The sequence below is a fragment of the Meishania litoralis genome (genome assembly GCF_042611095.1).
Classification (GTDB): domain Bacteria; phylum Bacteroidota; class Bacteroidia; order Flavobacteriales; family Flavobacteriaceae; genus Meishania; species Meishania litoralis.
In genome coordinates, this window is record NZ_JBHFPV010000005.1 from 1 (window position 1) to 22,986 (window position 22,986).

Annotated in this window: 19 protein-coding genes; 7 read left to right on the plus strand and 12 right to left on the minus strand. The window is 43.5% G+C overall.

Translation table 11 applies throughout. The annotated features are described in order from the left end of the window. The 7 genes from ACEZ3G_RS15170 to ACEZ3G_RS15200 all read left to right on the plus strand — a co-directional run. Positions 1–2,354, plus strand: a 2,354-nt coding sequence (locus ACEZ3G_RS15170) for a hypothetical protein (RefSeq protein ID WP_432426367.1), incomplete at its 5' end; no start/stop codon positions are given. A 27-nt stretch (positions 2,355–2,381) separates the two neighbouring features. After that, a complete protein-coding gene (locus ACEZ3G_RS15175; protein WP_432426368.1) occupies positions 2,382–4,400 on the plus strand; it encodes an Ig-like domain-containing protein in 2,019 nt (672 codons plus the stop codon). A gap of 2 nt (positions 4,401–4,402) precedes the next feature. Then, entirely contained in the window at positions 4,403–5,362 is a 960-nt protein-coding gene (locus ACEZ3G_RS15180) for a PorP/SprF family type IX secretion system membrane protein (RefSeq protein WP_432426369.1), read from the plus strand. 89 nt (positions 5,363–5,451) lie between these two features. After that, positions 5,452–5,970, plus strand: coding sequence for an isopentenyl-diphosphate Delta-isomerase (gene idi / locus ACEZ3G_RS15185; protein WP_432426370.1), 519 nt, complete (start codon positions 5,452–5,454; stop codon positions 5,968–5,970). A gap of 13 nt (positions 5,971–5,983) precedes the next feature. Then, a complete protein-coding gene (locus tag ACEZ3G_RS15190) occupies positions 5,984–6,391 on the plus strand; it encodes a 6-pyruvoyl trahydropterin synthase family protein (RefSeq protein ID WP_432426474.1) in 408 nt (135 codons plus the stop codon). Between the two features lie 66 nt (positions 6,392–6,457). Beyond that, positions 6,458–7,420: a type I phosphomannose isomerase catalytic subunit gene (locus tag ACEZ3G_RS15195; protein WP_432426371.1), complete on the plus strand. Its 963-nt coding sequence runs from the start codon at positions 6,458–6,460 to the stop codon at positions 7,418–7,420. A gap of 64 nt (positions 7,421–7,484) precedes the next feature. After that, positions 7,485–7,754 (plus strand): hypothetical protein, encoded by a 270-nt coding sequence (locus tag ACEZ3G_RS15200; RefSeq protein ID WP_432426372.1) that lies wholly within the window; start codon positions 7,485–7,487, stop codon positions 7,752–7,754. A gap of 54 nt (positions 7,755–7,808) precedes the next feature. Here ACEZ3G_RS15200 and ACEZ3G_RS15205 read toward each other — a convergent pair whose 3' ends face one another. From ACEZ3G_RS15205 to ACEZ3G_RS15260, 12 genes are all read right to left on the minus strand, one after another. Then, the gene (locus ACEZ3G_RS15205) at positions 7,809–8,507 is read right to left on the minus strand and encodes a DUF4369 domain-containing protein (protein WP_432426373.1); all 699 of its coding nucleotides are present in this window, start codon (positions 8,505–8,507) and stop codon (positions 7,809–7,811) included. 118 nt (positions 8,508–8,625) lie between these two features. Next, complete coding sequence (locus tag ACEZ3G_RS15210) at positions 8,626–9,597, minus strand: glycosyltransferase family 2 protein (RefSeq protein ID WP_432426374.1); 972 nt, start codon at positions 9,595–9,597, stop codon at positions 8,626–8,628. An 11-nt stretch (positions 9,598–9,608) separates the two neighbouring features. Continuing rightward, positions 9,609–12,008 carry a tetratricopeptide repeat protein gene (locus ACEZ3G_RS15215; RefSeq protein ID WP_432426375.1) on the minus strand — a complete coding sequence of 800 codons (2,400 nt, stop codon included), beginning with the start codon at positions 12,006–12,008 and terminating at the stop codon, positions 9,609–9,611. Beyond that, positions 12,001–12,696, minus strand: a complete 696-nt coding sequence (locus tag ACEZ3G_RS15220) for a class I SAM-dependent methyltransferase (RefSeq protein ID WP_432426376.1) — start codon at positions 12,694–12,696, stop codon at positions 12,001–12,003. Before ACEZ3G_RS15220 ends, ACEZ3G_RS15215 begins: the two co-directional genes overlap by 8 nt. 132 nt (positions 12,697–12,828) lie before the next feature. Further along, complete coding sequence (locus ACEZ3G_RS15225; RefSeq protein WP_432426377.1) at positions 12,829–14,106, minus strand: DUF819 family protein; 1,278 nt, start codon at positions 14,104–14,106, stop codon at positions 12,829–12,831. Positions 14,107–14,181: 75 nt separating this feature from the next. After that, positions 14,182–16,383, minus strand: a complete 2,202-nt coding sequence (locus tag ACEZ3G_RS15230; protein ID WP_432426475.1) for a DUF5916 domain-containing protein — start codon at positions 16,381–16,383, stop codon at positions 14,182–14,184. A gap of 61 nt (positions 16,384–16,444) precedes the next feature. Further along, positions 16,445–18,643, minus strand: a complete 2,199-nt coding sequence (locus tag ACEZ3G_RS15235) for a DUF5916 domain-containing protein (RefSeq protein WP_432426378.1) — start codon at positions 18,641–18,643, stop codon at positions 16,445–16,447. 62 nt (positions 18,644–18,705) lie between these two features. Continuing rightward, positions 18,706–18,876 carry an Arc family DNA-binding protein gene (locus tag ACEZ3G_RS15240; RefSeq protein ID WP_432426379.1) on the minus strand — a complete coding sequence of 57 codons (171 nt, stop codon included), beginning with the start codon at positions 18,874–18,876 and terminating at the stop codon, positions 18,706–18,708. A gap of 61 nt (positions 18,877–18,937) precedes the next feature. Then, positions 18,938–19,111: a DUF4177 domain-containing protein gene (locus ACEZ3G_RS15245; RefSeq protein ID WP_432426380.1), complete on the minus strand. Its 174-nt coding sequence runs from the start codon at positions 19,109–19,111 to the stop codon at positions 18,938–18,940. Beyond that, positions 19,108–19,614 (minus strand): hypothetical protein, encoded by a 507-nt coding sequence (locus ACEZ3G_RS15250; protein WP_432426381.1) that lies wholly within the window; start codon positions 19,612–19,614, stop codon positions 19,108–19,110. Before ACEZ3G_RS15250 ends, ACEZ3G_RS15245 begins: the two co-directional genes overlap by 4 nt. Positions 19,615–19,616: 2 nt before the next feature. Then, entirely contained in the window at positions 19,617–20,474 is an 858-nt protein-coding gene (locus ACEZ3G_RS15255) for an SPFH domain-containing protein (protein ID WP_432426382.1), read from the minus strand. An 89-nt stretch (positions 20,475–20,563) separates the two neighbouring features. Then, entirely contained in the window at positions 20,564–22,813 is a 2,250-nt protein-coding gene (locus ACEZ3G_RS15260; protein WP_432426383.1) for a transglycosylase domain-containing protein, read from the minus strand. Between the last annotated feature and the right edge of the window lie 173 nt (positions 22,814–22,986).

Genomic DNA, 22,986 nt, shown 5'->3' on the forward strand with positions numbered 1-22,986 from the left:
GTCCACAAGGAGATACAGGAGCAACCGGCGCCACGGGAGCCACAGGAGCAACCGGTGCCACAGGTCCACAAGGAGATACAGGAGCAACCGGGGCCACGGGAGCCACAGGAGCAACGGGCGCAACAGGAGCCACAGGTCCACAAGGAGATACAGGAGCAACCGGCGCCACGGGAGCCACAGGAGCAACAGGAGCAACAGGAGCCACTGGCGCAACAGGAGCAACGGGCGCAACAGGAGCCACAGGAGCAACCGGCGCCACGGGAGCCACAGGAGCAACCGGTGCCACAGGTCCACAAGGAGATACAGGAGCAACCGGGGCCACAGGAGCCACAGGCGCAACAGGAGCAACCGGCGCCACGGGAGCCACAGGAGCAACCGGTGCCACAGGTCCACAAGGAGATACAGGAGCAACTGGGGCCACAGGAGCCACAGGCGCAACAGGCGCAACAGGAGCAACGGGAGCAACCGGTGCCACAGGTCCACAAGGAGATACAGGAGCCACGGGAGCCACAGGCGCAACCGGAGCTGACGGAGCCACAGGAGCAACCGGTGCCACAGGTCCACAAGGAGATACGGGAGCCACAGGTCCACAAGGAACCACGGGAGCAACCGGTGCAACCGGAGCAGACGGAGCCACAGGTCCACAAGGAGATACAGGAGCAACGGGAGCCACGGGAGCCACAGGTCCACAAGGAGATACAGGTGCCACAGGCGCAACGGGAGCCACGGGAGCAACCGGTGCCACAGGAGCAACAGGAGCCACAGGTCCACAAGGAGATACAGGCGCAACCGGGGCCACAGGAGCCACAGGCGCAACCGGAGCTGACGGAGCCACAGGAGCAACCGGTGCCACAGGTCCACAAGGAGATACGGGAGCCACAGGTGCAACAGGAGCAACCGGTGCAACCGGAGCCACAGGTCCACAAGGCGATACAGGAGCAACGGGGGCCACAGGTCCACAAGGAGATACAGGAGCAACGGGCGCAACCGGAGCAACAGGAGCCACAGGAGCCACAGGTCCACAAGGAGATACAGGAGCCACAGGAGCCACAGGGGCCACAGGGGCCACAGGTCCACAAGGAGATACAGGCGCCACGGGAGCAACAGGCGCCACAGGCGCAACCGGAGTTGACGGAGCCACAGGTCCACAAGGAGATACAGGAGCAACCGGTGCAACCGGAGCCACAGGTGCCACAGGTGCACAAGGAGATACAGGAGCCACGGGAGCAACCGGAGCAACAGGCGCCACAGGTCCACAAGGAGATACAGGTCCACAAGGAGCCACAGGCGCAACGGGAGCTGACGGAGCCACAGGTCCACAAGGAGATACAGGAGCAACCGGAGCCACGGGCGCAACGGGAGCAACAGGAGCCACAGGCCCACAAGGAGATACAGGAGCAACGGGAGCCACAGGAGCAACCGGAGCCACAGGGGCCACAGGGGCCACAGGTCCACAAGGAGATACAGGAGCAACCGGAGCCACGGGCGCAACGGGAGCAACAGGAGCCACAGGCCCACAAGGAGATACAGGAGCAACGGGAGCCACAGGAGCAACCGGAGCCACAGGAGCAACCGGAGCCACGGGAGCCACAGGAGCAACCGGTGCCACGGGTCCACAAGGAGATACGGGAGCAACAGGAGCAACCGGAGCCACAGGTCCACAAGGAGATACAGGTGCAACGGGAGCCACGGGAGCCACAGGTCCACAAGGCGATCCGGCAACAGATGATCAGACCCTCTCTACCGATAATTCTCCTGGCAATATTTCAATTTCGGGAGGTAACAGTATTACATTGAATGTAAACGATGCAGATTCGAATATTGGAAATGAATATAACACTGGTTTTAGTGTTGTTGGATCCAATTTAAGACTGTCCGATGGGGGAGGTAATTTCGATGTGCCACTTTCATCCTTAGGTTCAGATGATCAAACCGCTTCTGAGGTAGATTCCGATACACCCGTTGATGTGGATGGAGACGGAACGACCGAACCCACGGTGGAAGATGTAATACAGGATATAGCCCCGATAACATCAAAAGCGGCCCGAATTTTTTATCCGCCTTCGATAGCTATCGATGCATCAACGACCGGAACAAACAGAACTGTTGACTTGTATCAAGAATATTTAGATCAATTTGGTAGTCCTACGGCATCAAGTGCTGGTGCTCCAGCAGCTGTGCCAACGTATGGTCGTACGGAGTTGTACTATTATGTTACTTACGCCGACCCGGCCGTATTCGATACGACACCGGCAGAATTCACTATCGATGCCAATGGCGTTTTGACCTATGATATTATTGCGACACCCACAGATTACAATTCATTGATAAATGTAGTTTTTGTAGTCAAATAAGGTAAATGAATACGATACCAAGTCGATTTGAAACAACTATTCACATATAAACCACTAATCCTCGGCTTTGTTTTTACATTGCTGGGGATTACCGTATCTAACGCCCAATTTTTATTGCAAGCCCCTAATAGTGGCGATGAAAGTAATTATCGTTGGTACGAAGCTTCTGATACCAATACGGTTATCGGAACAGATTCTTTTATAGAAGTTACCGAGCGGGGCGTTTATTTTGCTTTATATGATGGTACGCTTTGTGGAAAAAATGCATCAAGCTACTTCATTCTTACAAATTGCAATTCTCCATATAATGAAGTTACATTGGATATTACCGATAATACGGCCAATGTTTCCCCTAGTGCCGCATTGACTTGGAACCCTGTGGTTTCCGGCGACCAGACCCGTCCTACTGTGGTGGCCACGGAAAGTCCGGTGAAATATACGGCCACCATTACCAAGATCGGTAATAGCTTTGATCTGCCGAGTTTTACGGTTGTATGTATCTATGAAGCCGCAACTTTGGTCGACGACCTTGTTGCCACTGATGAAGATCAGTCCGTTGTAATCGATGTTTTTGCAAATGATTCCGATCTACCTGATTCAGGCAATTTGACGACTACGAACCCGACCAATGGTACGGTCACGGTTGACAATAATGGAACTCCGAATGACCCAAAGGATGATATTGTTACCTATATTCCGAATCCTGATTACAATGGGCCCGATAGTTTTGACTATACGGTCTGTAATACATTTGGCGATTGTAGCACGGCCACGGTGACCATCGATGTGCTTCCTATCGTAGATGCGCTGGATGATTCGATTGCCACTACCGAGGATGCCCCCGTCGATATCGATATATTGGCCAATGATAATGATATTCCGACAGTGGGAACCTTGACGATAACCAATCCGTCCAGCGGAACGGCGGTCGTCGATGACAATGGTACCCCGAACGATCCATCGGACGATAATGTCACCTATACCCCCAATAGCTCTTTCACAGGTACCGATACCTTCACCTATACACTTTGCGATGATTCTGGCAACTGCAGTACGGCGAGCGTTACCGTTGTCGTAACCGATGCTCTTGATTTGGATAGTGATGATGATGGTATCGTTGATAGTTTTGAAGATCTTAATTTGGATGCCGACAATGATCCATCGACAAATCCGACGGATACCGATAATGATGGTATTCCAGATTATTTGGATATCGATAGCGATAATGATGGTATTCCCGATAACATTGAAGCGCAGACAACCTCAGGGTATATAGCACCTAGTGGAATCGATGCCAATGCCAACGGGCTTGATGATGCCTATGAAAGTAGTGGAAATCTAGGAATCATTCCTGAGGACACCGATGGCGATAGTCTTCCTGATTATGTTGATGACGACAGTGACAATGATAATATACCGGATAGTATCGAGGCCCATGACCACGACCATGATGGGGTTCCTGAAGTAACTTTGATTGGTTCCGACAAGGATAATGATGGTTTGGATGATGGCTATGAAGGGACAATCGCGATCGATCTTGATGTCAATGACGAAGTGGACGATCCATTTAACGACTTGCCAAATACAGACGGTGACAATGAATCCGATTACAGGGATACCGATGACGATGACGATGGCATAGCCTCAAGGGACGAGGATATGAACGGTGATGGTAATTATGCCAACGATGATAGCGATGGCAACGGTATTCCCGAATATCTTGAACCGAACCTTCCTGATACTGAAATAGAGGTTTTCAACGTTATAACACCTAATGGTGACGGTGTTCACGACGTTCTGGCCATTTCAGGACTGGAAGATTACCCGAACAATACCATCAAAATATATAACCGATGGGGGGTATTGGTGTATTCGACAAATGCATACAATACACAGGGCAATGTATTCGACGGTACATCGAAAGGAAGGGTTACCGTTGATGCCAATAATAAATTACCTGTAGGTACCTATTTCTATATTTTGGATTATGAAGATGCCACAGGAAATATGCAGACGCTTTCGGGCTATTTATACCTAAACAGATAAAGATGTTGAGCACTACAAAAACGCCACTGGCCAAGCACTACTATAAATTAGTGCTCTTGGTGTTTTCATTGTTGTTTTTTTTGGTAGAAAATGGCAATGCCCAGCAAGATGCGCAGTATACGCAGTATATGTACAATACGGTAAGTGTGAATCCGGGTTATGCGGGCTCCAGGGGTCACATAAGCATTGCTGCCCTTCATAGGTCGCAATGGGTAGGTCTTGAAGGCGCTCCGACCACGCAGACGTTTAACATTCATTCTCCGATAGGTTATAGGGGGGTGGGGCTAGGGCTGTCTATTGTGAACGATAAAATAGGACCCACATCGGAGACCAATTTCGATATCGATTTTTCATATACCCTCTATACTTCGGCCGAGGGTAGACTTAGTTTTGGACTTAAGGGAAGTGCCCATCTTTTGGATATACGTTTTTCAGAATTGAACCAGTACGGTCCCGATCAGACTCTTGAGCAGGATATCCATAATAGATTGTCGCCCAACTTTGGAGCCGGTGTTTACTATCATACGAACAATTTCTACGCCGGTTTGTCCGTTCCACGATTTTTGGAGACATCGCACTTTGACGAATCTTCTTTGTCCACGGCCAAAGAGCAGATGAATTTTTATTTCATAACAGGCTACGTCTGGAACTTGAATCCCCTGCTGAAGTTCAAACCCACCTTGTTGACCAAAGTGGTACGGGGGGCACCCCTTCAAGTCGACCTATCGGCGAATTTCATGTTGAACGACAAGTTCATTCTAGGTGCGGCCTATCGATGGGACGCGGCCTTGAGCGGCATGGCCGGTTTTCAGATATCGAACAAGTTTCTTATAGGTGTTGCCTATGACAAGGAGACCACCGAATTGGGAAGTGCCGCATTCAACGATGGCTCTTTTGAGGTAATCTTGCGATACGACTTTATCACAACAAAGGGCCAAGTAAAATCCCCACGATTCTTTTAAGAAGATTTTTTCGTTCATTTTAAGTTCCTTTGGCATTATTTTATCACAGGTTAAATGCAATAAAGGGCCAAACACCTTATTTTTACAGAATGAAGGAAGAAGAATCTGTCATTTTGGTTAATGAAAACGATGAGCAAGTCGGCACCATGCCTAAAATGGAGGCTCACGAAAAAGCCTTGCTCCATAGGGCGTTTTCGGTTTTCATAATGAACGATAAGGGCGAAACACTTCTTCAGCAAAGAGCTGCAAGCAAATATCATTCCCCATTATTGTGGACGAATACCTGCTGTAGCCACCAGCGAGAAGGTGAAAACAATATCGAGGCCGGTAAGCGAAGGTTGAGGGAAGAAATGGGCTTTGAGACCCAATTGAAGGAATTATTCTCGTTTATCTACAAAGCTCCTTTTGATAACGGCCTTACCGAGCATGAACTAGATCATGTGATGTTGGGAAACTATAACGAACCACCTATTATAAACAGAGAAGAGGTTGCCGATTGGAAATGGATGTTGCCCAAAGATGTTAAGAAAGATATTGCGGAAAATCCTGAAAGCTACACGGCTTGGTTTAAGATTATCTTCGATAGATTCTATGATCATATCACGTAAACGCAAGTAAATGATGAAAGTGAAAGTCAGTAGAAAAGCACACTTTAATGCGGCGCATCGTCTTTTTCGCCATGATTGGGCCGATGAACGCAACAAAGAGGTATTCGGAAAATGTAGTAATCCGAATTATCATGGCCATAATTACGAACTTATTGTAAGCGTTACGGGTGAAATCGACAAAGAGACCGGATTTGTCATGGATATGAAAGTATTGAAAGAATTGATCAAGGATAGAATAGAAAATGTATTGGATCATAAAAACCTAAATCTCGAAGTGCCGGAGTTCAAAGACTTAAACCCAACTGCAGAGAATATCGCCATAGTTATCTGGAACAAACTTCGTGGTCATATAGATGCTTCAAAAGAACTTGAAGTTGTACTATATGAGACTCCCCGAAATTTTGTAACCTATTCCGGATAGTAAAAGCCCTTTCCTATTTAGAATAACGAATGATGAATTGAGAATATCAGATCAACCACCAATCCTATGTACCCATTAAAATTTAGACCGATACTCAAGGAACGTCTTTGGGGAGGCACGAAACTAAAAGATGTTCTTGGAAAGCCGATTACTTGCGAAATTACGGGTGAAAGTTGGGAGCTGTCTACCGTTGAAGGTGATGTTTCCGTTGTTGCGAATGGTGAACTTTCAGGAACTTCGTTACAACAACTGATCAATGATAATGCCGAACAGGTGCTTGGCAAAAGTGTTTTCGAGCGTTTTGGTACGGAGTTTCCGATATTGATAAAGTTTATAGACGCTAAACAGGATCTGTCGGTTCAATTGCATCCGAACGACGAACTGGCAAAAAAAAGACACAATTCTTTTGGCAAGACCGAGATGTGGTATATAATGGATGCCGATGAGGATGCCAATTTGATCGTAGGTTTCAACAAAGATGTAAGCAAAGAACAATATTCGCAAAGTTTGGCAGAAAACACGCTTTTAGAACTGTTGAACTACGAGCAAGTCAAGGAAGGCGATACTTTTTTTATCAATACGGGAAAGATACATGCCATTGGGGCAGGCGTACTTTTGGCCGAGATACAGCAGACGTCGGATGTGACTTATCGGGTATTCGATTTTGACCGCAAGGATAAAGATGGCAATTACCGCGAACTGCATACCGAATTGGCCTTGGATGCCATCGATTATGAAAAAAAGGATGATTTCAAAGTATTGTATCCGAAGAAAACAGACACTGTCAATCCCATGGTCGATTGCCCTTATTTTAAGACCAACTTTTTAGAACTGACCCAGGACCTTTTTTTGGATACTTCTAAAAGGGATTCGTTTACCATCTATATGTGCGTAGGAGGTAGTGCGGTCGTAATGAACGATTTTGGAGAGACTAGTATAAGCAAGGGTGAAACTGTATTGGTTTCGGCCAATACGACCAATATTTTATTGAAGACCAAAGGTTCAAAACTTTTGGAGGTTACAATTTAAAAGAAAAGTAGCGTTCCGGGGAGCAGTGAGTGATCAAAACCCTATTTTTGTAAAAAAAATTATCATGGCAAGTATTCGAGATTTAAAAAAAGATATAAACAACGTTCTTGGCGATATTATCGAGGCCGTATATATTGTTGAGGCCGCAAACGGCAAACAAGATTCAAAAGAAGGCGGTAAGATTATCGACGGAGCCATTGAAACCTTCGACGACCTTATTGCCAGAGTCAATCAGAGAAACGTCGATAACAGAAAGGCCCATCTGATGAAAGTACGGGCGGATTTGGAAAAGAAAGCTACCGCTCTTGTACAAGATTTGAACAAATTGGGATAACATCTTGATCTAAACTAAAAAAGGCCCCGATGGAAACATCGGGGCCTTTTTTAGTTATTCCCTTACCTGATCTAAATATTGCTTTAGTTCTTTGCCGTATTTCGAACTGGCCACTTCAGGGCTCAACGAATTATAGATCGAGTCGAGATATTTGACATTGGCATCTGATACCTCGTACCGTGCGATATACGGGGCGATATAAGAGTCTTTGTTGTTCAGGGCGAAATTCACCGCATAGGCGTATCCTCGTTGAACGTTCTTGTCGCTCAATTTCTGTATCGAATCGATAGCCAGCGAATCAAGTTTCCCTGAATTGGCCGAACTTTTCATGATCTCTAGACTTTTCATATTGAAACGGGTCATGACCTTTTGATACTCTTCCAACTTTTTATGGGTTTTCGAGCCCTCGATCTTTGCGTTGGCGTCAAAAGTGTTCCAATTCGTATTTATAGTTATAGTGCCCGGTTCCCCGAAAAAGGTTATACGGTCGTTGATGTCGTTGTTGTCTTTTTTATCGAGATAGAGATAAAATATTTCAGGACTTTCGATTTTCGTAACAAAGGTGAAGCTTCCATCGCCATCAATATTCAGTGAATCGATGGTCACAAGGGTAGAATCGGGAAGCTTTTGAAGATAGAGCCTTCCCTTTTTCAGGCCTTTTACTTTTCCGGTAACCGTCATTGTTTTGCCCGGGTTTTTTTCTTGACAAGAGAATAGACATCCGATAAATAGAAACAGAAATAATTTTTTCATGATAGTTTTATACATACATTGAACTCGTTTGACACACTGAAAATCGCTCAATAGAGGTTTATTGAAAAAGCTGCGCAAACCTAATAATAATCAACGACTTTTTTGAAGTTTACAGGCATCAACGTGCATTGCCGTTCGGTGCATTGAATATATCGTACTGTATGGCCTGTAATATCAGTTGAAACCCTAGTATAATCGACAGGGTAATGATCATAATGGTGCCCGTCGGTGCCAAAACATTGATTTTGGCATAATGTACCCATTTGATAATTCCAAAGACCATCCCAAAGGAAAACAGAGGTACCCCAAAAAATATGTAGATAGAGCCTATATTAAAATCATATAAAAAATATTCTTTCAAAATACGCTTGAAGAATGTCAGTTGAAGGTTGCCCAAGAAGACAAAAACCATTTTCGATAGGCTCATATTCGATTTTTCATCCCCGTAGATGGCGGGCATATCGATGTCTTTTATAAGGGTTTTTTGAAAATACAGTTCTGCAAGTAAGGAGGTTTCAAAATAATATCGGTTTGCAAGTTTTGAGAAATCCAATTTTTTGAGTACTTCGGCCTTCAAGGCGATGAAACCGTTTGTGGGATCGAAATTGTGCCAATATCCAGTGGCCATTTTGGTCAAAAAGGATAATACTAGATTTCCAAATTTACGGGGAATCGGCATGCTTTGAAGGGCCTTGGTATTTCTGAAGCGGTTCCCCTTTGCCATCGCGGCCTCTCCATTCAACAGGGGTTGGATCAAGGTTGGCAAGAAACCTAGGTCCATTTGGTCATCGGCATCAACTTTGACGATGATTTCAAAATCGTTTTCCAATGCGTATTCGAAACCTTTTTTGGTCGCTCCGCCAACACCTAGATTTACTTCGTTCTCCAAAAAATGACATTTCGTCTTGTCGTTTATTTCATCCATAATCCTGCTTTTGGGCAGGTCTTCCTTGCTTTTGTCGTCGACAATAATAACAGCATCTACAAAAGCGGGAATCTTGCTTATTACATTGACGATTTGAGCTGATGCATTATAGTATGGAACAACTATGGCTATTCTAGTGTCGGTATTGAACAATTCGTTTTCCATTGTAGAGGCGGTTATGGTGATTTTGTTCTGGCAACGGCAAAATCACGATTGCCTTGGGCAAGTTTATGGTTAGGGTCTATCTTTAACGCTTGATCGCATGCCGCGATTGCCTTGTCGTAAAGCTGCATTTGATTGTATGCGGCACATATATTGTTATAGGCTCCGGCTGATGGTTTGATGGTAATCGATTTTTCGGCAGCCTCGATGCATGCTTCATATTTTTTTTGTTTATAACATTCGAGGCTATAATTCAAAAAGTCATCGGATGTTTTAAGCAACGTATAGCTTTTAGCCAAGGTTTCGTCAAGATTTTTGGCCTTTATCGCATTTTTCATATTGTTTTTAGCCAGTTGGTAGGAGGTATCCAAAGAAACGGCCTTGGTATACGCATCGATCGACCGGTCATAATCTCCGAGCTCGTAATAGGCAATACCGATATTATTGTAAGCCGCAGGGTAGTCTTTTTTTAACTTTAAAGCCTGTTGCGCTGCATCTATGGTCTTGATGAATTTTCCCAGTTTATAATATTTTAGACTAAGGTCAAGGTATTTTTCAGCGGACGGGTATTTTTCGATATCTTCTTCGAACAATGCTATTTCAGATTTTCTTTCACCCGCCACCTTCAAATATTTAATGGCTTTTTCATTTTCTGGTGAATCTTTCAAAATCTTTTGGGCGAAATCTTTCAAATTCTCCCATTGTTCGGTTTTATGGTAAACTTCCATTAGCATAGTGTTCGCCAATTGATAATTTGGAGAAATTTCAACCGCTTTTTCCAAATAACCCTGGGCTTCCTCGAATCTATCGTGACGGGCCAAAAACCTCGCATAATAATAATTATTGCTATGATTCGAAGGATTTAGCTCCAAGGCCTTCTTAAAATAATCTTCTGCTTCGGCCGTATCGCCTTGCGCATTTTTCAGAATCCCAAGATTTATATTTAAAGTAGAATAATCAGGGTTGATTTCCAAAGCTTTGAGATAATACTTTTCAGCTTCCGCCAAATCACCTTTTCCCATGAGGGCCAAACCATAGTTCATTAGTCCACGCCCGTTTTTCGGACTTTTTTCAGCGACATCTTTCCAAAGGCTCAACTTGGTGCTCCATACTTTGTTTCGTTCTCTAATCCCATAAATATTCCCACACAAAAAAATGAGAAGTATGGTAGCGAGAAATGCCTTGGTCGACGTTGACATTGGCCTCTCGCCCAAAACTTTGTCCACTGCATATTTTGTTCCAAAAACGAACGCTATTGTAAGGCCGATGTACGGTATAAAGGTGCGATGGTCGTTGAGTACCTCGGCGAATGGAATAAATGAAGATGTGGGCAATAACGTAATAAAAAACCACAATAGGCCAAATGAAAACAATCTGGTGCTTTTTTGCTTTGATGCCTTAAGCGCCAAATAAAGAAGTGCCGATACCAACACAATTCCAATTATGGCACGATAATCAAGTAATGAAGGGAAAACCTGCCAATCGGTGTCGGCAGATAAATTGTAGGGCACAAAATAGGTCAGTAGGTAATGGCACATCACCATGGGTTGTGTGATCAGGTATTTGTATTGACTGGGGCCACCCGGAAAAAAAGTGTCGGGTCTCATTTGGGAATAAAAAAAGTAAAAGGCAATGGTCAGTACAATGGCCGGTAGTGTTTTTTTTAATGATACAATGCACTTCTTGAATTCCGCTTTTTTGTAGAAATGTAGCAGATATACCTCTTCTTCAAATATCAAAAAATAGAGTAATAAGATGGGTGCGAACACGAATGCCATCTCTTTGGCAAAGAAACCGATAAACGGGAATATTAGGTATAGCAGGTATTTTCGCCATATACCGCCGCTCAAAAAAGCTACTAGACCCGCAACCACGCAAAGTGCTGCGGTTATTTCGGAACGTTGTATTATGTAATTGACCGTTTCGGCATTGACGCACAACAACCCAAAAATTGCGGCAGTGAGCAAGGCCCAAAACTGGTTGTATTTTGAAAAGTGCAATTTGTCGAGCAATTTTCTGATGAAAAAAAAGATAAGTGCACAGGTCAACAAAAAAGTCACGAATATATGAACGTGAAAAGGTTTCGGGTCCAACCCCCCGGCCATTTTATAGTTAATGGCATTTTCTAGGGTCGTTAGAGGTCTGTAACTTTGGTTCGAGGCCAACGAACTAAATGTGGTGGCATCGGTAAAAAACCGGACCACATCTACCTGCGTAATCGAGGCATTGTTTTCTATCGTATGGCTATCATCGAATTGAAAGGAATTTGAAAAATGGTTGGAATATGCAAACGTAATCGCAACCAAAACCAAAATGACAAGTATTTGAAAATAGGGGCTTCTAAGACTCCTATTTCCGGTCTGAGAAGTTGGCATCTGCTTCGCCTGCCCTAAAAAGGAACCGAACTTACCCATTGGTATTCGATAGCTTGTTTTTGGTCGCAGCAAAGACTTCGAACAAAACGAAAGGTACGATCAATTTTTTCACGGTCCGTACCGAATTGTGATTGTTGAATTTATCTTTGATGCTTGCAATATTGGTTACGTGATAGTCACCGGTAAATCTATCACCTGCAAATTTTCTCCCGATTTTATAGAGTATGTTTTCGGTAGGCCCTGAGACGATAACTATTCCATTGGGTGTCAATAACCGATTGAACAGCCTTATGTAGTCCTCTAAATTCTCGACATGTTCCAAGACATCGAGTGCAAAGATCAAGTCGAAAGACCCATCCGGAAAGTCTTTTGTAGCAATATCGCCTTCCACAAAATCGATGTTTTTTGGAAACTCTATTTTCTCCCTGACAAGATTGAGCGGCCCAAATTCAAGATCGCAGGCCGTTACCTCGTAATCATTTTGTGCCAGCAGGTAACTAAGTACACCTGATCCACAACCGAAATCCAAGACCTTTTTGCCGTGGCCGTTGCTATTTCCGAAGTCAAAGGCAACCCTTATCCTTTTCCAGAACAAATAATCTATCAGTACATTCTTATGGGCATAAGCGGGGAGTGCGGCCTCGTCTATTTCATAGTTGTTCTCTTTGGCGAGAATTTCTTCGAAAGCCGATTTGAATTTTTTCTTTACGGTCTTGAAAGTGTTCATTTGGTTATTTTAGTCTGATTACCGCATCAAAGCTACCTATTCTAGGCAACAATTGAAAATACCAGTAATCTCGTGTTGGTCGGTTATCGTTTAAAACGCTGAATTTCAAGTTTTAGTTTCCTTTTAGGGATGTTAAAAATTTGATGCGATTTCCATCAAAATGGCACAGAGGTATGCCCCTGCCGTACCTACCACGTAGCCGAAAACGGCCAACAATATTCCCACTGAAGTAAGTGAGGGATGGAATTCGGCGGCAACCACCGGAGCTGATGCGGCACCTCCTACATTGGCCTGGCTACCCACTGCAAGAAAAAAATAAGGGGCCTTTATCAATTTGGCCACTAGGATCAGAAGCCCCGCGTGGATTGATATCCATATCAAACCAACGGCGATCAACCCTGGATTATCAAGTACTTTCCCCAAATCCATTTGCATGCCGATAGTGGCGACCAAAATATATATGAACATGCCGCCGATCTTACTGGCGCCGGCCCCCTCATAATTCTTGGCTTTCGTAAAAGATAGGGCTATGCCAAAACTTGTTGCGAAAACGACCATCCATAAGAATGTTGAACCCAAAGAGGATAAGATTTTGGTCTTATCACGAATGACCTCGAAATTATCCTTCAAAAAATCGGCAAAATGATTGCCAAAAAAATGTGCGGCACCAACGGCCGTGAATGCCAGGGCCAACATGATGATATAGTCGTGCAGGGTGGCCACCCTTGTAATCTTGGCGGTATGCTCCGATACCTTTTTCTTGAGGGTTTCAATGGATGAAGTATCCGCTTTTAACCATCTGTCGATCTGATCGGTTTTACCGACCCCTAAAAGTATTATGGCCATCCATACGTTGGCGATGACGATATCGACCAGCACCATTCCGCCAAATTTATCGGGGCTATACTCGAAGATCTCGAACATGGCGGCCTGATTGGCACCACCACCGATCCAACTTCCGGCAATGGTAGAAAGCCCTCTCCAAACGGCATCAAACCCTACTCCTCCGACAGTTTCAGGAGAGAAAATGGAAACTATCAATATGGCCAACGGCCCTCCGATTATGATTCCTATAGTACCTGTAAAAAACATGATCAAAGCCTTAGACCCTAAGTTTGCGATCGCTTTGAGATCAATGCTCAATGTCATCAAAACCAAAGCGGCCGGTAACAGATAGCGACTTGCCATAAAATATAAGTTAGAGGTTTCGTCAGAGATCAAACCGATACTGGTCAAGATTCCCGGTAGAAGATAGCACATCAGCACCGTGGGTACGATTCCATAGAACTTTTTCCAAAAACCAGTGTTTATCGAGGAAGTGTAAAAAACGAAACCGAGGCACAAGGCCAGCAACCCAAAAACTATAGTATCATCAGTAACAAGGGGTTGCGGTATCGTGGTTTCGGTCATCTGGGATACAAAGCTTACAGGTCAAATATAATCAAATTTATGCGATGCTATTTTTGATATTAGAGCCCTGATCGGTCAGATATTGAGCCAATACGTGAACTTGAGATTTATCGAACGGATGCGGGGTTGGAAATTATTGACAAAATAATTGTCGTTGTACACGATGAATAGATCTGACAATGGTGCGAACCGCCATTGCAGACGTGAATTGATTCCGAAGTTATCGCGTTGGTTGCTATATTGTATCAAGGTCGACCAAAAGACGGATTTGCTGAACGTGATATCGATTTTCGGACTTACCAACCAAATATCGGCACTCGCATATGGGTCGGGCAGCTCGATCTTGTCGTAGTTCATGATCAATGATAAAAAGACCTTTGGTTGAAATCGCATGGTCATCATGCTCTCTATTGAAAACCGGTTTCCGTTATAAAAGCGACCGATCTCCGACCCAAATTGATATGATAAGCGTTTTCTGAGGTCAGACGTGTACTCAAATTCAATACTATTATAGTGATACCCTTGATCTGCTGGCAATTCAAGTGCGCCATCGGTACCGGTAGGGTCGAACGAATCGAACAGAAAGGTATAGCTATTGGTCATGCCTATGTTAAATTGGGATTGGTCGATAAATTGCGCCTCCCAACTGGTTCGGAAATCATAATCCGTATTTTTGAAATCCAGGCTCGGACTCCAGATAAAAACTGGGGAAAACCGAAAGCCGTGATTTTGCATGATGCCCGTTTTGGGCCAAAAAACCCATTCAGCACTTGTAAATCCTTTAAATATGTCCGTCCTTCGAATGAAACCAAGGTCCGAAGTAAAATCTTCATCGATCAAAACTCCTTTTAGATAGAGGTTGAACTTTCTTGTCTGGTACCTCAAGGTGCCCCCGGTAGAAATATTTCCGCGGTTATCATCGGGTTGAAACGATTTATGAAGGTACGCGTTGCCGGTCCATATATTGTTTCTTGAAGCCAGGTTGTAATCGAACCCCAATACACGGTTATATTCGTCGGCCCTGGCAACAAAATCATTTTTTTCGAAAGATTGTTTGTTGATAAAGAACATTCCGAAGTTTGATCTTGAAAAGACCCTTTGTTGAAAGGCCAACATAGTATTGTTGTTTGAGGGAATTTCATTTTCAACATCCTTTGCCGTTTGAATATTCAGTAGGCCCACCCTGAGATTTTTTGTGAGTTTGCCGCTCAGTCTTATGCCACCAATTATTTTATTCTCGATCGAATTGTCTGCAGTATCGACGGCAATACCGATTCTTCTTGAAAAGAACGGGTTGGCATCGCGACGGTCACCAAAACTTGTGAAAAGGTCACTATTGTCGATGAAGAATTGTCTTTTTTCAGGCAACGAAACTTCAAAACGCGTAAGATTGGTAACCTGGTCATCGACCTCTACCTGCGAAAAATCGGGGTTTACCGTAATATCTAAATTTAAGTTATTACCTATCGAAACTTTGGCATCACCGCCGAATTTCAGATTGTTCAAACCCTCATTCGATTCGAAATCTTTCTGTGATATCGCATTGACGTAAGGAATGAGCGCGAAAGGTGTTCGCGATTGCCCCAATGGCTTTTCAAAAACCATATCACCCATGAACGCCGTGCTGAAAATAAGTTGATTCTGTGGTATTCGCGACCATGAGCTTCGCTCATTGGATTGGGTATCTATACGATAGCTGTTGAACCGCCATTTGGTAACACCTTCATTGAACTTCAAGGAAGTCAGCGGAATGACCATTTCAGCAGTGTAATGATCATCGTACATTTGGGCATCTCCCTTCCATTTGACGTCCCAAGACAAGCTATAATCGCGCATACGATCGTTTCCGCCTCCTGAAACCAGTCCTTCTCGACGTACCCCATAAGGGTTGATACCGAAAAGGAAGGCATTTTGTCCATCACTGTAGGTGTCGAACATTACTGAAAAACTATCGTTGCCAGCTCCCCTAAAATCTCTTTTTAGAGAGGTCAGTGCATAATTTCTTCCAATGGAATAGGCTTTTATGCCGATATAAACATTCTTGTCGTCATATAAAATCTTGACTTCAGATTGTTGTTTGGCCAAGATCGAATCGGTAGGAAAGTATTGCCAATACTCATTGGCGCTTTCGGCCATTTGCCAAATGGGTTCGTCTAAAATGCCATCTGCCGTAATGGGCTCTGAAATGAACTTTACCGTAAACGACCGAGGTTCTGTTTGGGCAAATAGGGAGCTGCACCATAGAAGACAGGTTATTCCCCAAATAAATTTTGCAATTGGTCGCAAGATGGCCTGAGATAATAAATTTAAATGATCCAAAAATTAAATAACTAAATTATCAAATGTTCAACCAATAGGTGAATTTTAAGTTTAGTGACCTATATCGAGGTGAAAATTGATTTACGAAATAATTGTCGTTATAAACGATAAACAGATCCGACAATGGGGCAAATCGCCATTGCAGTCTTGAATTAATGCCCAGATTATCATCCCCATTGCTGTATTGTACCAAGGTAGACCAAAAAAGTGTTTTGCTGAAAGTAAGCTCAATTTTTGGACTCACCAACCATAGATCGGCACTGGGATAAGGATCAGGAAGGGAAATCTTATTGTAGTTAATTGCCAATGAAATTTGCGCTTTGGGCAGAATGCGCAAGGCGAGCCTGGCATCGAGCGCAAAAATATTTCCATTGAAAAACCTACCTAGAATCGATTCGCCCATAACAGATAATTTATTGGCTTGGTTCGACATATACATCGCATTTACGCTGTTGTAGTGATACGCCATGTTGCCGGGTAGGGGTATGCCATTATCAGTCCTTGTGGGATCGAATTCTTCGGTCAAAAAAGTGTAACTATTGGTAAAACCCAAGCCAAAACGCGATTGGTTCTGTAATTCAAAATTACTCGATAACATGATATCATGGTCGGTATGTTTGTAAACAAGCGTAGGCCGCCAGGTAATGATCGGAAAAACTTCGAAACTATATGAATTGATCGAACCTTTTTTCGGCCAGAAAACTTTTTCAAAAGAAGTTGCCGATTTTAGAATATCGGTTCGCGGTACGAAGCCAAGGTCTGAAGTAAAGTCTTCATTGATATAGGCGAGATCCGTAAATACGTTAAACCTTCTGGTCTGTCTTGATAAAAAGGCCCCGGCCGAGAGATTGCCTACATTGTCATCGGGCTGAAACGATTTATGGGTATAGAATTTACCGATCCATCTGTTGGTTTTCGAGGCCAGATTATAATCAACACCAAGAACACGATTGTATTCTTGCTCGCGAGTGATAAAGTCATAGTCTTTGAACGACTGCCTATTGATATAGAACATACTAACGTTCGACCTTGAGAAAACCCTCTTTTGAAGGGCTAGCATGGTATTGTTGTTAGAAGCGATTTTATTGTTTAGGTCTTCGTCGGTTTGAATGCTCAGCAGCCCTAAACGCCAATTTTGGTTGAGTTTGCCACTTAATCTTATGCCGCCAATTATTCGGTTTTCTATTGAATTATCCGATGTATCCCTGGCAATACCTATGCGTCTAGAGAAAAAAGGATTGGCATCACGGCTGCCACCAAAACTTCCGAAAAGATCGCTGTTGTCGATAAAGAACTGCCTTTTTTCAGGAAGAGAAACTTCGAAGCGCGTCAGGTTGGTTATGATATCATCGACTTCGACATTCGAAAAATCAGGATTTATGGTCACATCGAGATTCATGCCGTTGCCTATCGAAACTTTTGCATCACCACCTATTTTGAGGCCTGTAGTACCTTTCTCCGATGAAAAGTCCCTTTCGGTAATCGTGTTCAAATAGGGTATGATGGCCAAAGGTGTTCTAGATTTGCCCAATGGTTTTTCGAAGTGCATATCGCCCATAAATGCGAGGCTTACCAAGAACTGCCCTTGCGGGACCCTATGCCATGTACTGCGTTCATTTGTTTGAAGGTCAAAACGATATGCCTGAAAACGCCATTTGGTCTCTCCTTCCCTAAATTTGAAGGAAGTCAGCGGTATGGCCATTTCTGCGGTATAATAGTCCCCATGTATTTTTGACTCTCCCTTCCATTTTACATCCCACGATTCGTTAAACCCTCTTAGATCCGAGCCTCCTGCCGATATCAGCACCTCACGCCTTACACCGTAAGGGTTGATACCGAACATGAACGCATTTGTGCCATCGTTGAAGGTATCGAAAACAAAGCTCATACTGTCGCCCGTGCTTGCCCTGTAATCTCTTTTTAGAGATGGTGTTACCCATTGGTCACCAATCGATTTCATGGTTGCACCAATGTACAAATGGGTTTGGCTGACCACTATTTTTACATCGGTCTGTTGCTTGGCCAAGATTGAGTCGGTAGGAAAAAACTGTTGAAAGTCATGGGGGCCATCTGCCGTTTCCCAAAAGGCTTCGTCCAAAACGCCATCAATAATCGGGGTTTCGGAAATCTGCTTTACCGTAAAGGATTTATTTGAATTTTGGCCGAATGATAGAAATGAGATAAGGAGTAGAAAGAAGGCGAAAAACTTTCCTGTCATTGGTCTTGAATTAGCTGGTCGACCAAAATTAAGGGTTTATACCGTTAAAATTATCCTAAACTTTAGGTCTGGTCTGACTTCTTTTTGGGTGCTCTCTTGGCTTCTTTAAGACTTTTCATGAGCATCCATTCGATTTGGCCGTTCGTGCTGCGAAACTCATCCGATGCCCATTTTTCGATGGCCTTGAGCATTTCTTCGTTCAATCGTAGCGCAAATGCCTTTTTTTTACTCATAACCAGTGTTTATGAAAAGAACTGAAGATCTTAATCTTACTACTTTTTTTATTCTTGACATTTACCTGCTTTTATCCCTTTCAAGAATTACCTTAAGCGCATAATTGTTGTCGCTAAATACGGTATTCAGAACATTCCAGCCTTTGGCCGCATAATCATTGAGTTCTTTTTCGAATTCGGTGTCGTTGTTTTTGAAAAGGTTCGACTTTTGTCTTATGATTTTATATTCCTTCATGATTTATGTTTAAAATAGCGTTGGATTACTTGTTTTGCCTCAGCTTCTTTCTGTGTGCCTATGAGCAATCTTTTCCCTGACGCGAACTCTAATTGAATACCTTTGTTTCCTTTTACATTAAGTGCTTTTCTTTTTTTGCCGAATGATCCGCGGTATCCCCATCCTCCGAATTCTTTTATCGGACTGTATTTGCGTACATAACAATTTTGAAGTTCTTCCCAACGAACGGTTTTGTCATTCAACTGAAAGGGAAAGAAACGATAATGTATTCCGATATCATCGATTCGGGTCTTCAGGTTAAAGCTGTACATTAAAAAAAGTACGGGAATTATTGAGAGGAAAATAGCAATTTGGGCCGTCGTATCATGGGCCGAGACATTGCCAGTGGGTTTGTTGGCAATATACCAGTTATAGGCACAAAAAAGAAGAAAACCGATCATAGCGACGTAGATCAATTTTATCCACCACTGATCAAAGCGCTGTGTTTCGCTGAAAATACGCATTCTTAATGATTTAGGGTTCCAGCATTGACAATAGGCGAGGCATCTTTATCAGAACAAAGTACGACCATAAGGTTACTGACCATTGCCGCTTTTCTTTCTTCGTCTAAATCTACGACATCTTTTTTACTGAGTTCTTCCAAGGCCATTTCGACCATGCTTACGGCACCCTCGACAATTTTATGCCTGGCGGCGACAATGGCCGTTGCCTGCTGTCTTTTCAACATGGCGTTCGCAATTTCTTGGGCATAGGCTAGGTAACCTATTCGCGCTTCCAGAACCTCGATGCCTGCCATGGACAAACGTTCTTGCAATTCTTTTTCCAATGCCTCGCTAACCTCGTTGACGCTTGAACGTAAAGTTATGTCCTCATCCAATCCTTCATCGGCAAAATTGTCATAGGGGTACATACTGGCCAATTTTCGCACCGCTGCATCGGTCTGTACACGTACAAAATTTTGATAATCGTCAACGTCAAAGGCCGCCTTGTAAGTATCGGTGACCCGCCACACCAAAATGGTGCTGATCATTACGGGGTTTCCTAACTTATCGTTGACTTTTAAACGCTCACTGTCAAAATTACTGGCCCGTAACGAAATTCTTTTTTTCGAATATAACGGATTGACCCAAAACAATCCGTTTTTCTTGATGGTGCCGACATATTTCCCGAAGAGCAACAAAACTCTTGAACTGTTCGGATTGACCAAAACAAAACCCGGAAGAATTATTATCGCTGCAATAATGGCAATAATGCCTACCGGAGGAATCCGTACAACCATGAATATTCCACCCAACAATAAAACAAGGAGGAGTAACAGCATCATATAGCCGTTCATCGGGGTCAAATCTTTTTCGTTTGTCATAATGGTTTGATTTAAGTGATATAAAAATGATATCATAAATATATCAATTTAAATATGAATGTCCAAAATTTTTTTATGCACTTACTGGTTCAATTACTGCTCCTGAATTTTTTGGTCTTCTTTTTGTTCGGATTTTTAAAGAGACGTTTGAAGAAGCCATCACGTTTTATGGGTTCGCAGTCCAATGCCCTAAGTACCGAAACATCGGGTTTTGGAAACCTGGCCTTAGTAATGGAATTGAATTCGGGTTCTCGGTTCATTTTTTGCATCCAAAGCGCGAACAGGGGCAAAGCGGCGTTCGCTCCCTGGCCCAAACTGGTACTTCTGAATCCTATTTCATGATTGTCGAGCCCGACCCAGGTTACATGTACCAATTTTGGGGTCAAGGCAACGAACCACGCATCTTTATTATTTTGGGTGGTACCTGTTTTACCTGCAATGTCATTGTTCAATTTATAGGTCGAACGAATACGCGAAGCAGTTCCATCATTAATGGTCGATTTCATCATTTCGAGCATTATTTGTCCGGTTTCTTTCGAAAAAGCACTGATTTTTGCCCTTTTTGGTTCAAAATCGGCCAAAACGGAATCTTTTTGATTTGAAATACTTTTTATTAAAAAGGGCAATACCGCTTTTCCTTCATTAACATATGAAGCATATGCCCCTGCAAGTTCATTCAGATAGATTTCGCCCGTACCCAAAGCCAAAGAGGGTTGTTTGGGCAGCTCTGAAAAAATGCCCATGTTTTTGGCCTGGGCGATTATGTTTGCGATTCCGGTTTTTTCGAGCACCTTGACCGCAACCGTATTTACCGAATTGCTGAGGGCCATTTCCATTGAATAGTTCAGGTAGGCTTCGTCTTTGTCACCTGAATTGCTCGGTGACCACCCCTTAAGATTTTCATATTCGACTTCTTGGGCCGAAAAATACGTACAAGGAGAAATACCGGTCTCGAGGGCCGCTGTATAGACGAACGGTTTAAAGGTTGAGCCCACCTGTCGTTTGCTCTGCGCTACATGATCGTATTTGAAGTTTTTATAATCGACGCCCCCGATCCATGTATGTACCGCACCTGTGCGCGCATCGATGGTCAAAGATCCCGTATTCAAAAACTTTAAATAGTGTCTTACACTGTCAATAACACTGGCATCGGTTTTTTTGTCGCCCTCCCAATCACTTAGGGTCATGGTTCTTTTTTGTTCCAAAGAGTCCCAAGCCTGTTCGTGATTTAGTCCTTGGGCGATCAACCTTTTATAGTGTGGCGTGGAACGTACGGCTTTCTCTACAATTTTATTATTGGTCAGCCATGGTGCTTTATTGCCGTAACTCTTTTCGAAGCTCTTCTGCAATGATTTCATGTGGGTCTTCATGGCCGCTTCTGCCATTAGCTGCATTTTATGGTTCAGGGTGGTATAGATTTTTAACCCTGAAGTATAGATGTTGTACCCGTGGCCGTTTTCTTCTTCAGATTCGGTCCATTTAAGAAGCTGCTTTCGAACCTCTTCCCTAAAATAAGGAGCCAACCCCGCATCGTGGTCGAATTTGTGATAATCCAATTTTAATGGGATCTCAGATATACTGTCTTTTTCCCTTTCGGATAGAAAATCATTTCTATACATGGATTGTAGTACTAGGTTACGACGCTCCAAACTTCTCTCCGGGAATATTTTGGGATTGTAGCCATAGGTCGCTTTCAACATGCCGACCAATGTGGCCGACTCTTCAAGGTTGAGGTTTTCAGCTTTTTTGTTGAAGAACTTCAGGGAAGCGCTTTCGATTCCGAAGGTATTTCCCCCAAAAGAAACGGTATTTAGGTAATGCGTCAGCAGCTCTTCTTTCGAATAAATTTCCTCCAAACGGGATGCGATTATCATTTCCTTCACCTTGTTCACAGCAATATTGGTCGTTTTACGTTCACGCCTCGGATAGAGATTTTTGGCCAATTGTTGTGTAATGGTACTACCGCCCCCCGAAGATTGGTCTTGCATGAGTATGGTCTTCAAGCCAACGCGAAAGAGACTGCGATAGTCAATGCCCGAATGATCGTAAAATCTTTCGTCTTCAATAGCTACCAAGGCTTCGATCAGTTGTTGGGGAATTTTTTCAAAAGCGACCGGCTGCCTATCGAACAAATAGTATTTGCCGATCAAAACGCTATCGGAAGAATAGACCTCGGAAGCCCTTTGATACTTAAAGTCGGAAAGCTCTTTTGTGCCCGGTAGCTTCCCCCATAGACCTATTCGTACGCTTAATACGAACAAAAACAATAAGGAAAGGGCACCTAGTAAAAAAATCAAGGCGTACCGTAACAACGGTGGTTTTATCCTTTTTATAATCAAATCAAAATATTTTCGGCTACAAGATCAGATTAATAATTTAAATCAAGATCTTTCTTAACAATAGATTAAAATTCGTTTTTCTACATTTAGAGTCCAATATCGACCTTTTGGGTATGGCTCTTATGAAAATCAAGATTTATAAAATGCCATTGATTCCGATAGCTATTGGGGTG

Bases quoted from the DNA above. Each gene is read 5' to 3' on its own strand.
- ACEZ3G_RS15245 (WP_432426380.1), bottom strand. From the start codon at position 19,111: ATGAAGGAATATAAAATCATAAGACAAAAGTCGAACCTTTTCAAAAAC.
- ACEZ3G_RS15240 (WP_432426379.1), bottom strand. From the start codon at position 18,876: ATGAGTAAAAAAAAGGCATTTGCGCTACGATTGAACGAAGAAATGCTC.
- ACEZ3G_RS15235 (WP_432426378.1), bottom strand. From the start codon at position 18,643: ATGACAGGAAAGTTTTTCGCCTTCTTTCTACTCCTTATCTCATTTCTA.
- ACEZ3G_RS15205 (WP_432426373.1), bottom strand. From the start codon at position 8,507: ATGAAAAAATTATTTCTGTTTCTATTTATCGGATGTCTATTCTCTTGT.
- ACEZ3G_RS15190 (WP_432426474.1), top strand. From the start codon at position 5,984: ATGAAAGTGAAAGTCAGTAGAAAAGCACACTTTAATGCGGCGCATCGT.
- ACEZ3G_RS15215 (WP_432426375.1), bottom strand. From the start codon at position 12,008: ATGGGTAAGTTCGGTTCCTTTTTAGGGCAGGCGAAGCAGATGCCAACT.
- ACEZ3G_RS15200 (WP_432426372.1), top strand. From the start codon at position 7,485: ATGGCAAGTATTCGAGATTTAAAAAAAGATATAAACAACGTTCTTGGC.
- ACEZ3G_RS15225 (WP_432426377.1), bottom strand. From the start codon at position 14,106: ATGACCGAAACCACGATACCGCAACCCCTTGTTACTGATGATACTATA.
- ACEZ3G_RS15220 (WP_432426376.1), bottom strand. From the start codon at position 12,696: ATGAACACTTTCAAGACCGTAAAGAAAAAATTCAAATCGGCTTTCGAA.
- ACEZ3G_RS15250 (WP_432426381.1), bottom strand. From the start codon at position 19,614: ATGCGTATTTTCAGCGAAACACAGCGCTTTGATCAGTGGTGGATAAAA.
- ACEZ3G_RS15255 (WP_432426382.1), bottom strand. From the start codon at position 20,474: ATGACAAACGAAAAAGATTTGACCCCGATGAACGGCTATATGATGCTG.
- ACEZ3G_RS15180 (WP_432426369.1), top strand. From the start codon at position 4,403: ATGTTGAGCACTACAAAAACGCCACTGGCCAAGCACTACTATAAATTA.
- ACEZ3G_RS15210 (WP_432426374.1), bottom strand. From the start codon at position 9,597: ATGGAAAACGAATTGTTCAATACCGACACTAGAATAGCCATAGTTGTT.
- ACEZ3G_RS15195 (WP_432426371.1), top strand. From the start codon at position 6,458: ATGTACCCATTAAAATTTAGACCGATACTCAAGGAACGTCTTTGGGGA.
- idi (WP_432426370.1), top strand. From the start codon at position 5,452: ATGAAGGAAGAAGAATCTGTCATTTTGGTTAATGAAAACGATGAGCAA.